The organism is Intestinibaculum porci, from assembly GCF_003925875.1.
Lineage (GTDB): Bacteria > Bacillota_I > Bacilli_A > Erysipelotrichales > Coprobacillaceae > Intestinibaculum > Intestinibaculum porci.
The window spans coordinates 2,408,723-2,419,608 of the sequence record NZ_AP019309.1 but is presented as its reverse complement, the minus strand read 5'-3'; the positions used below and the strand labels follow the sequence as shown (position 1 = coordinate 2,419,608).

Below are 10,886 nucleotides of genomic sequence, written 5' to 3'. Positions count from 1 at the left end.
AAAAAAATAATTTGAGATCATTAATAATGTGATATAAGCTGAAAGTGATAATGAAAGTTTCCTTTTACACTCGAAAGGAGATGAATTTTGTGTGGAAACTTTCATGAAAATGGAGGATATTTATGACGCGAAGTAATTTAAAACGTATCTCCGTTAATAGCTTAGCTATTCTTTTTGTATTGGCCTTAGCTCTCATGGACAATACAGGATTTGTCAAAGCTGAAGATGCTACTGAACTTACTAACATTAAAGTCACAGACTTTAATTTAACAACAACTGACGGTAAAACACCAGAAGATGGCTTTTATAGCTATAATCGTGTGCAGCTCGCAATCGCTTGGGATGCGAGTGCTTATGGTAATTCATTAAAAGAAGGGGATTATTTCACAATAACCCTGCCTAACAATTTTAAATTTCCAACAACAAGTGAAGCTTGTAATTTTGATCTTTATGCCCCAAATGGAAGTGTTATGGCAAAGGCAGTTGTTTCACCAAATACTTCTGGTGGGGGAACAATTAAAGTCACCTTCACAGATTATGTAAATGATCGTTCAAATATTAAGGGAACAGTAAAATTATCGGCCTCTTTTTATAACGTGAAAAAGAATGAGACAAATTCATTTACAGTTACAGTGGAAGGAGAAACAAAGACGATTAATGTTCCAATTAAGGAATCTGTTGGACTTAGAGATGAAATATTAAGTAAATGGGCTGATATGAATGAATCAAGTGATACTGAAACGTTATGGAGTGGACGTATTAACTGGATGAAAAAAGATTTACAAAATGCTGTTATAACAGATACATTAACCACCAAAGATGGCGATACAACAGGAATCCGATTTATTAAAGGGTCATTAAAGCTGGAAGAAGTAGAATTTGGAGAAAGCGGAAATGTACTCAAAAACAAGCCGGTTCCAGAAAGTGCTTATACTGTTGAATATTCAAATGATGATCGGACCATGACAATTAAACTTGGTAATGTCGGAACTAAACAATACACCTTTCAATATGAAACTACATATGTGAAAGGAAAGACGATTGATAATACAATGACGCTCAAAGCGGATGATGTGAAAAAGCAATATGACGCAACCTATAGAGAAGCATCTTCATCAGGAACGGGTGACGGTGATTTGAATTCTAAGATTATCATTTCCAAAGTTGATAGTGAAAATAATGATAAAAAATTAGCTGGAGCGACCTTTGTCATTACCAATAAATCATCAGGGAAAACATATGAGATTACTACTGATGCAGAAGGACAAGCGATTTCAGAAAAGTTAAGTCCAGGGGAATATGAAGTCAAAGAAACAAAAGCACCTGCAGGTTATACCCCGAATTCAACTATAAAAACTGTTACAGTGGTGGCAGATAGTAAAACTTCCCTTACAATTGAGGATACACCACAAAAAGTGAGTATTCCTGTGAAGAAAATATGGAAAGGTGAAACTGGAAAATCAGCCACAATTTATTTGTTGAGAAACGGAACACGCACAGGTGACTACATTACATTAAATGCAAATACTGGATGGCATGGTACATTTAAAGATTTACGTAAAACTGATAGCACAGGAAAAGACTATACTTACAGTGTTGAAGAAGAAAAAATGGAAGGTTATACGTCATCGGTTACTGGAGATGTTTCTAATGGCTTTACCATTACAAATGTACGTTCTGAGAAAACATGTGTTTCTGGTGAAAAGACATGGAATGATGCTAATAACCAGGATGGTATTCGTCCAAGTAAAATCACCGTTAATTTATTGCGTAATGGGGAGAAGATTGACTTAAGGGAAGTTAGTGAACAAACACAGTGGAAATATAATTTCACAAATTTAGAGAAGTATGATGCTGATGGTAAACCTTATACTTATCTAGTAACAGAAGACAATGTGAATGGTTATACAACAGAAATTTATGGTTACAATATTACTAATAAACGTACACCTGATACAACGAGTGCAACGGTCACTAAGACATGGAACGATAGCGATAATCAGGATGGAAAGTGTCCATCTTCGGTAAAAGTTCAGCTTTATGCTAATGATGAAAAGTATGGTGATGCTGTCAATGTTACGCAGAATTCTAAGTGGACATATACATGGACAAACTTGCCAGCTAAAAAGAATGGTAAAACCATTGCCGATACTGTTAAAGAAGATGTTCCAGAAGGGTATACGGCAACTTATGATACAAGCAATCAGGGGAATGTGGTCATAACTAACACACACGCAGCTGAAACGACAAGTGTTGAAGGTCATAAAGAGTGGGATAATCAAAACAATCATGACGGCGTTCGTCCTCATGCAGTTACAGTCAATCTGCTGGCTGATGGTATTATTCAAAGCAGTGTAGTTGTTTCAGCTAAAACAAACTGGTCGTATAGTTTTAATAACTTACCTGTTTATAATAATGGACAAAAGATTATTTATAGTGTTACCGAAAATTCAGTGTTAGGTTATTCAACAAGTATTGATGGCTACAATATCATCAATACGCGAACATCTAAAACAACAAGTGCGACAGTAACAAAACAATGGGATGATCAGCAAAATCAGGATGGTCTTAGACCAGTGACAGTGAAAGTGCAGCTTTATGCTAATGGCCAAAAGTACGGAAATGTTATCAAATTGTCAGATACATCAAAATGGACATATACATGGATAAATTTACCAGTGATGAAAAATGGTAATAAGGTTACATATAGCGTTAAAGAAGTAAGCGTACCAAAAGGATATACGGTATCTGTTGATCAAAATAACCATGGAAATATGATTATTATTAATTCACATATGCCAGTATCAAGAGTACAAAACAAAGTATAAACTGGTGATTCTACAAATTATATGAAATATATTCTTGCTGCGGGGATTTCAGGTCTTGTTATCTTTATTTGGCTTTTCATGAAACGTAAGAAAACAATTTCATGGAAAAAGGTGCCTTTAATTTTATAGGCACCTGATTTCCTAGAAAGGAATTCTATTATGGAACAAAATACACCTCGTTTTGATTCTCAAACCGGACAAAGGCTTCCAGAACTGCCTACTCAAGAAGACAAAAAGAGAAAAAAGATTATTATGAGTGTTGTGGTTGCGATTATTATTGCGACAGCCAGTTATATCATCTATGTCAACTTTTTTAAAAAGACACATGTCGATTTAACCAAGAATATCAGTGTTCGCTTTAGTGGCACTAGTGGTAGTGATTATACGGCCTCTTCAATGGTCAGTAATGATTTTCAATATGATGAAAGTGATGCACGTTTAAATCTCTTTTACAAATCAATTACATATACATTTGATAAGTCTTCGGGCTTAAGCAATGGCGATACCATTAAAGTGACCGTCAAGTACAACACTGTATTAGTTGATGAACTCAAACTTAAAATTGATACGACATCAAAAACTGTCAAAGTCAAAGGCTTAGCTGAACGCTTTACGAATGCTTCTAAAATTAGTGGTGATATTCTTTCAGAAATGAAAGCTGAAGCGACATCTAAAATCACGCAGATGGCTTCTTCAGCTACTACGTCTAGTTTCAAGGTTTCAGCGAAACTTTATTCTCTTTAATTTGGTCGTTATACTGGTTCTAGTTATAATAGTGATGCTGTGATTGCCGTTGCTTCAGCAAAACTCACTTATATCCCTACGGGGGTGAGTCATTCCTATTATTTCTACACGTATACGTCTTCAAAAGTTGATACGGACTATCTGAAAAATAATCATTACTGGCTTGGAAATATTAGAGTTTCTCTTCTGGCCAATTACGTTTATGATTATGGTACATTCTTGATTGATTCAGGAAAGCTCGTTTCTGATCAATCACAAATTTTACCTAAGCTGCAGGCCACTACAATTGGCAGCATGCGGACAATTACAAAGATTGAATAAGGAAAGAATGTTCTTTCCTTTTTTGGAGTTATATTTAGAAAGGACAATTATCTTGAATTCCCTAGAACAGTTTTTAACTACACTGATTTCTAGATGGATTAATATATAGAATTATGTTGTTAACATCACTATAAATTGAATTTTTACATTGAAATAATTAGCACGATATAGTATAATGTAGTTATAAAGAATTAGATTTATAACTACTCATGCAAAAGAGGTGCTAATATGAAGCTCAGTTATCAGACAATTAATGGAACACTTTATGCTAAAATCCCTGGCAAATCAGTCCGCAAAAACGGCAAGATCGTTAAGCAAGGTGCTAAACATTTAGGCAAGGTTATCGATAAGGAAAACAATATCTTTTTCAATAAAGAAAGAGGCATGTTTACCTATGATCCTGAAACTGGTGAATTCGGTGAAGCTGATGAATCCTATGTATCTGATGTTCAGCCTGATAAGCGCAAAAGACAGCGTACTATTCTTGATTATGGCGATGCCTACTTCGTAGATCAGCTTATTCATCATATGGGATATGACAAAGTCATTGATGAAATCAGCTATAAAAACAAAGATACCTTATATGCAATGGTTGCCTACTATGTCATTTCCAACGCTGCTAACTGTCATGCCAATACCTGGTATGAAGGGAGCTTTGAAAGCATTCTTTATCCAAAGGCTAATCTCACATCTCAGAGAATAAGTGACTTTATGAGATCAATTGGCAAATCAGAAAATGTCCTTAAATTCTTTGAAAATCATATGAAGTGGATCAAAGAAAACATTTCGTCTGATAAAGCTATAATCATTGACAGCACAGGGCTTCCTAACAGTATTCATATGCCATTAACTGCAATCAGTAACCACAATGGGAAGGTTTCCAATGAGGCTAGAATGATTACAACACTTCAGAGAGATACAGGCTATCCCCTAATGTTTAGAATTATTCCAGGCAATATCGTTGATATGAATACACTGATCAGATCAGTAAATGTACTTGATAATTTAGGCAATATTGAAACAGACTATATTCTTAGTGATGCTGGTTATTATACCCTTGAGGATATTAATGAGCTTTATCGAGCTAACATCGATTTCCTGATGAGACTGCCTGAGAAATATAGACTATATCGTGATTTGATCAATAAATACGGTCCCGAACTAAAGCAGGAAAGAAATATGGTCAAATATAGTGATAGAGTCGTCTATATCAAACAGATCGAAGTTAGCATTGGTGATGGACATAAGGCTTATGCTTTTCTAGGATATGATCTAGATCAGGTAGATCATGAAATACATAAGTGTCTGAATAAGAGCAAAGAAATGTCAACTATGCAGATCCAAAAAAAGCTTGAATCAATGGGATATTTTGTACTGATTTCAAGTCTTCCATTCCCAATTGAAGAAGTGCTTCCTGCCTACTATACTAGACAGCTGGTTGAGCAGTACTTTGATTTAAGCAAGGGATCATCTAAGCTGACACCACTTCGCGTTCATAGCGAAGAAGCAGTAAGAGGTCACCTGTTATTATCAATGATTGCGGCAACCATTAACGTGTATATCCAAAAGAAAACAAAGAAAACTGCAACCAACCAGGAAGGCATATTCATGGGACTCAGAAATCAGAAGTGCCTCGTCTACAAGACAGTCACTTCAGTTGAAGAGCCACAAAAAAGAGCTAATGATATCTATAATGCGTTTAATATTTCATGCCCACTTTCATACACAAAAAGAGGCAGTGATTGGGTACCAAAATTTCACCTAAAAAGGCATGAAGATGAGGTGTAGTTATAAACTATACCCGGGAATTCAAGATTATGGATAAAAAAATTGAAAACATGTTTTACATTCATTTTGAACATGCGTCTTCACCGTGGGCAGGAAATGTGGAATGGCTAAGTGATGGTAAAATAGAATATTTTCGTTCCGCTCATGAGATGATGATTATTATTGACCAAAAAGTAGAGCTTAAAGAAGAGTAGATTAGGAGAATATCCGCTATTTTTTCGAAAATGTGTTATTTTGGTTGAATGTGTGAAAATATGGGAGTAAAATTCCCATATTTTACAGTTAATAAGCTAATAAAGGCAAAATGTATTGATGTATTCAACATATTTTGCCTTCCTTTTATTTAAATCAGTTTCGTACTTTTTTTAGAATTAACGACTCTTTGAAATTTTTTTAAATATTTTTGAGTAATTATTTTTCGTGAGGGCTGAAAGCCAAAAACTTCAGCCAGGTCATCCACAATTTCTGTCCTTTTAAAGGACGGAATATAGTTTGTTCCATTTATATAGGTTAGGTTAAGATCACGGAGTGTATCAAATAATTCTGCACATGTATATTTCTCATTCATATACTTTTTCTCAAGCAGGCGATAAACCAGCAGGGCAATAAAGCATATTAGGAGATGACCGTTGATTGAATGTTCTTTTGTGACATACATAGGTCTTGTTTTTAGTTCGCTTTTCATTATTTCAAAGTTTTCTTCAATCTCCCAGCGCTGCTTGTTTGCGCTAATAATCAATGAAAGATCATCGTCTTCAAGATCAGTGGTAACGGCATAGAAGCCATCATACTTTTCTTCCTCAGCGATTTTTTCCTCATCAATCATATAAACCGTTTCATTAGCCACCTCGCCATTCTTGGTGACTGATGCTTTAGAAATATAGTAGCGGGGATCTCGCTGGTTTGTTTTTGTGAGCTTTCCTGGGTTATTAAGGAGCTTTCTGGCTCTTTCCAGTTTCTTTTCTCTGATGTGTTTCTGATAGCTGGCAAATTTTCTTGAATAAGTAACTATGTAGTTTTCTTCAAGGGTGTACTTGCCGCCCGATGACTCGGATTTCTTAGTTCTTTTTTCCCATCGGTTCTTGTAGAAAACAAGATCCTTTATTTTTCTTTTTACACCCTCAATTTCAATGGTTTCCTTATCAGCCAGGTCATTAAGATTAAAAGTTCCGGCATACCCCTCAAGCTTCCATCCTTCTGGAGATATTGCCCATTCCTTCATGACTTTTGACATTTTCTTGATTGGCTGGGTGACAATATAGGCACCGTTTTTCTTCATGTCATTATATACCTTGTTTTCCCAGCCGTTGAGACCTGCATCAGCACAGACAACAAACTTTGAAACTGCAAAGTCCCTTTCAACAATAGCCTCTAACTCTCTCATGGATTTTTGCTCATTCATATTGCCCTGAAAGACATAATCAGCTAAAGGGAGACCATCAGCATCCATAAACAGACCATACTGAACAATAGGATTAGGTCTGTTTTCCTTGCTTTTTCCGTATTTTCTGTAGTCATCCTCTTCTTCAATCTCAAAATAGAAATTTGTGCAGTCATAGTAGAGAACCGCTGTGTTCTTCTTGAAAAGCTGTGAACTGTTTTTGTAAAGCATTTTTTCAATGAAGTATCTTTGCTCAGAGAGAACCTTGAGGGAACGGTAAACATCCGCCAGTTCATAATCAGACAAATCAAAAAACTTACTGCATGACTTATACGTAGACAGCTTTGATGAGGGATAAATAACCCTGGCAGAAACAAGATCATTAATAATGCTCGCTAAATTATACTGAAACTTGTACTGGTCTGATATCTCATTGCAGATATCCTTAATGCCCAAAGAACACAGTATGTTTCTGATGTACATATAGCCGATATTAAAGAGATTTTCCTTGTCTTTTTCTATTAGGTCATCCTGACTAAGAATCAGCTTAACATCTGCCTTGTCCTCACTGTCTTTTTGTCTGAGTTCATCAAGATAAAGCTTAAGCTGCTTCATGACCTCATCACGGGAATCGGTATGATACTTGTCCATGAGAGTCCTGATATTGCCCAGTTTTTCAACAACGAAGGTTGATTTTTTTCTAGTGTTAGGATCATAGAAGTCGTCGATAATATAGAATGATTCAGAGTTTTTAGATTTGGTTGATTTTAAACGTTTAGCCATATGGAAGCCCTCCCATATCATTATAACATACATTACGGAATATTACGAGTCTAAAATTAACAAAAGTTGACAAAAAAACGCTTTTTTCAAGCGCATAATTTGAGATATTAGGTTGTCTAACTGTAAAATCCCCGAGCTTAAAGAAGAGTAGATTAGGAGAATATCCGCTATTTTTTCGAAAATGTGTTATTTTGGTTGAATGTGTGAAAATATGGGAGTAAAATTAGATTAGAAAAAAGAAATGAAATATTTCTCAAGTGAGAAGGGAGTATGAAAACTATGGAAACACACAATTTCAAAACATTTTTCGCATCAGCAGCAGTGACTGCTATGGTATTGAGCGTACCTGTAAGCGCTAAAGCTAAGAAAGGGTCGATTACAAAGGTGGCTGTAACTAATCTGCCATCATCAACATTAACTTTGAAAAAAGGTAAAAAGAAAACATTAAAATTCAAAGTTACAAAGAAAGGTAAAATTTCTAAAGCCTTAGCTTACAAATCAAGCAATAAGAAAATTGTAACAGTTTCTAAGAAAGGTGTTGTAAAGGCTAAGAAAAAAGGTAAAGCTACCGTTACAGCATATGCAAAAGCTAACAAGAAGAAGAAAGTTGCAATTCAAGTTATTGTTGGTACACCAGTTACTAAGATTAAATTAAACAAGACTAAAGCAACATTAACAGTTAAGAAGACATTAAAATTAAAAGCTACTGTTACACCTAAGAAAGCTTCTTATAAGAAAGTATTATGGAAGACTTCAAATAAGAAGATCGCTACTGTTTCTTCAGCAGGTAAAGTAACTGCAAAGAAGAAAGGGACAGCTAAGATCACAGCTACGGCTGCAGATGGTTCAGGTAAAAAAGCAACTGCTAAGATCACAGTGAAGGCTGCTGCTAAGAAGAAAACAGTAACACCAACACCAACTCCAACTCCAGCACCCGCTGTTGTTCCAACAACTGTCGCTTCACTACAGGTTAAAGATCCGCGTACTGTAACCTTTACATTAACAAAAGCTCAGGCTTTAACAACTGATAATGTAAAATTAGAAGCAAAGACAACGGAAGCTGCAAATTATCGTAAAACTTTAAAGATTAAATCAATGACAACAACTGATAATGTAAACTATAGTGTGACATTGAAGAAAGAATCAGCCGTTGGTAATGACGCTGCTGATCATAATGTGCGTTTAACTGTTACTGGATTAGAAAACAATTCAGCTCCTGTAACGATTGAAACATTATTTAGAAAAGGTAAAATTACTCGTACTGACACAAATACAATGTTTGTAAAGAGAGGTACAAGACTTGATTTCCAGGCATCTTTATCAACTGATCCGGCAGATACTTATTCAATTGTTGGTTTACCTGCAGGCTTAAAACAGGATCCTAATAAAGATGGCGTTTACGTTTATGGCGTTCCAACAACTCAAAGTGATCAGGAAGTAACAGTTAGAGAAACTGATGTTTATGGTAATACATTTACTAAAGTAACCTATTTGAAATACTATGATGAAGATCATGTTAATGCATATGCAACATTCAATTACTCTTCTGATTCAGGCTATTTTGTACCTACAGTAGATACTAATGGTACATATGATAACTTAGCTGATGATAGTTTAGTAACTTATGTAAATGCTAAAATTAATGTGGCAGGCGGTCAGACATATGAAGAAGGTCATTATGAAAAGACTGGCAACAAAGTGACTGATTATGGCAACATCTTAGGCTATAAAGAAGATGTTATTGTTTCTAAGAAGAAAGAAGCTCCAAAAGATACAACAGAAGATCAGAAGGATACATCTGATCAGACTACAACAACAGATCAAAAGGATACATCTGATCAGACGACAACAACAGATCAGAAGGATACATCTGATCAGACACAGGAAGATGCTTATGATGTAGTTTATGGTGATGAAGCTGACAAAGCGTATAAATTAGACGATCAGGGTAATAAGATTGTCAAAAAAGATGAAAGTGGCAATATCATTTATGCAAAAGATGCATTTGGTGAGTACATCTATGATGAGGATGGTAAACAGTTACCTGAATATGAATTAAATGATGGTTATAAAGTCGAATACTCTAACTTAGAATATTCATATAATAGAGTATACGGTGAAAAAGATGAAGAAAAATGGGTATCTTATGAAGAAACACATTATGAATTCGTTAATAGCAATACAGAAGGTTTAACATTATCTGACGATGGTTATATTTCAGGTAAACTTTCTGGTTCAAGAACAGTAACAGTTCGTGTATCTAAGAAAGATAAAGCTGGCAATGTAATTAGTGTTGATGTTCCAGTTTCATTCAATGTTGCAGATGCAAAACTTGTAAAAGGGACTGTAACTGATTCTAATGGTAAAGGGGTTCAGGGCGCTATTGTAAGTGCAATTGATAATGATTATAACACGAAGTTTGATTCAAGCATTAGCGCGTATGCAAATACTAATGGTCAGTATGATTATGCATTAATCAATGGTGACAATTATGATGTTACTGTTTCTAGAAATGCATCAGATAACTTCTATGCATCTCAGACAACTGCTGACACAATGAACTATAAACTTGATGGTGTTCAGTACAATGTAGCAGTAAATGATCAGAGCGGTTTGAATACAGCGGCTTCAGGTAATTATTATGATAACGACACAAATGATAGATATTTCTTGTATGATAATTATAATTATACAACTAATACTCATAATGCAACAATCTTTGCAGATAAGCCAACATTAACGTTAGTTTCAGACGATGACAATGTAAGTGGTACGTTAACAATCGCAAATGGTGCTGCTAGTGTCACAATCACTAAAAAATAAAATTAGTTCTACAGGATTTGATAGGATGAGACATAACTAACCAAATTTATAAGATTGATTTGGCTTAACCCCATAATCCTGCGGAGCATATTTGGAGATGTGGCGCTTTAAAGTAGCGTAGGCTATCCAGTTTTTTGGGGTTTTTCAAACCGTAGGGTTTGCACCTCCCCACGAAAACTTATAGGCCTTTGGAGTAAATAAAACTCCCACTATACTGA

At 35.2% G+C, this 10,886-nt stretch carries 7 protein-coding genes; 6 read left to right on the top strand and 1 reads right to left on the bottom strand.

What is annotated here, in order from left to right; translation table 11 throughout:
• Positions 1–122: 122 nt before the first annotated feature.
• From SG0102_RS11535 to SG0102_RS15390, 5 genes are all read left to right on the top strand, one after another.
• A complete protein-coding gene (locus SG0102_RS11535) occupies positions 123–2,828 on the top strand; it encodes a Cna B-type domain-containing protein (RefSeq protein ID WP_125120063.1) in 2,706 nt (901 codons plus the stop codon).
• A 159-nt stretch (positions 2,829–2,987) separates the two neighbouring features.
• Positions 2,988–3,572: a hypothetical protein gene (locus SG0102_RS11525; protein ID WP_125120061.1), complete on the top strand. Its 585-nt coding sequence runs from the start codon at positions 2,988–2,990 to the stop codon at positions 3,570–3,572.
• Between the two features lie 39 nt (positions 3,573–3,611).
• Positions 3,612–3,893, top strand: a complete 282-nt coding sequence (locus SG0102_RS11520) for a hypothetical protein (protein ID WP_125120060.1) — start codon at positions 3,612–3,614, stop codon at positions 3,891–3,893.
• 228 nt (positions 3,894–4,121) lie between these two features.
• Entirely contained in the window at positions 4,122–5,681 is a 1,560-nt protein-coding gene (locus SG0102_RS11515; protein WP_125118273.1) for a transposase, read from the top strand.
• Positions 5,682–5,710: 29 nt separating this feature from the next.
• Complete coding sequence (locus SG0102_RS15390; protein ID WP_157983043.1) at positions 5,711–5,875, top strand: hypothetical protein; 165 nt, start codon at positions 5,711–5,713, stop codon at positions 5,873–5,875.
• A gap of 149 nt (positions 5,876–6,024) precedes the next feature.
• On the opposite strand, the gene SG0102_RS11510 is transcribed toward SG0102_RS15390, so the two are convergent.
• Positions 6,025–7,845 carry an IS1634 family transposase gene (locus SG0102_RS11510; protein ID WP_125118715.1) on the bottom strand — a complete coding sequence of 607 codons (1,821 nt, stop codon included), beginning with the start codon at positions 7,843–7,845 and terminating at the stop codon, positions 6,025–6,027.
• Between the two features lie 279 nt (positions 7,846–8,124).
• On the opposite strand from SG0102_RS11510, the gene SG0102_RS11505 reads away from it, so the two are divergent.
• Positions 8,125–10,668, top strand: a complete 2,544-nt coding sequence (locus tag SG0102_RS11505; protein ID WP_162300206.1) for an Ig-like domain-containing protein — start codon at positions 8,125–8,127, stop codon at positions 10,666–10,668.
• Positions 10,669–10,886 lie beyond the last annotated feature (218 nt).

Bases quoted from the DNA above. Each gene is read 5' to 3' on its own strand.
- SG0102_RS11525 (WP_125120061.1), top strand. From the start codon at position 2,988: ATGGAACAAAATACACCTCGTTTTGATTCTCAAACCGGACAAAGGCTT.
- SG0102_RS11505 (WP_162300206.1), top strand. From the start codon at position 8,125: ATGGAAACACACAATTTCAAAACATTTTTCGCATCAGCAGCAGTGACT.
- SG0102_RS15390 (WP_157983043.1), top strand. From the start codon at position 5,711: ATGGATAAAAAAATTGAAAACATGTTTTACATTCATTTTGAACATGCG.
- SG0102_RS11510 (WP_125118715.1), bottom strand. From the start codon at position 7,845: ATGGCTAAACGTTTAAAATCAACCAAATCTAAAAACTCTGAATCATTC.
- SG0102_RS11535 (WP_125120063.1), top strand. From the start codon at position 123: ATGACGCGAAGTAATTTAAAACGTATCTCCGTTAATAGCTTAGCTATT.
- SG0102_RS11515 (WP_125118273.1), top strand. From the start codon at position 4,122: ATGAAGCTCAGTTATCAGACAATTAATGGAACACTTTATGCTAAAATC.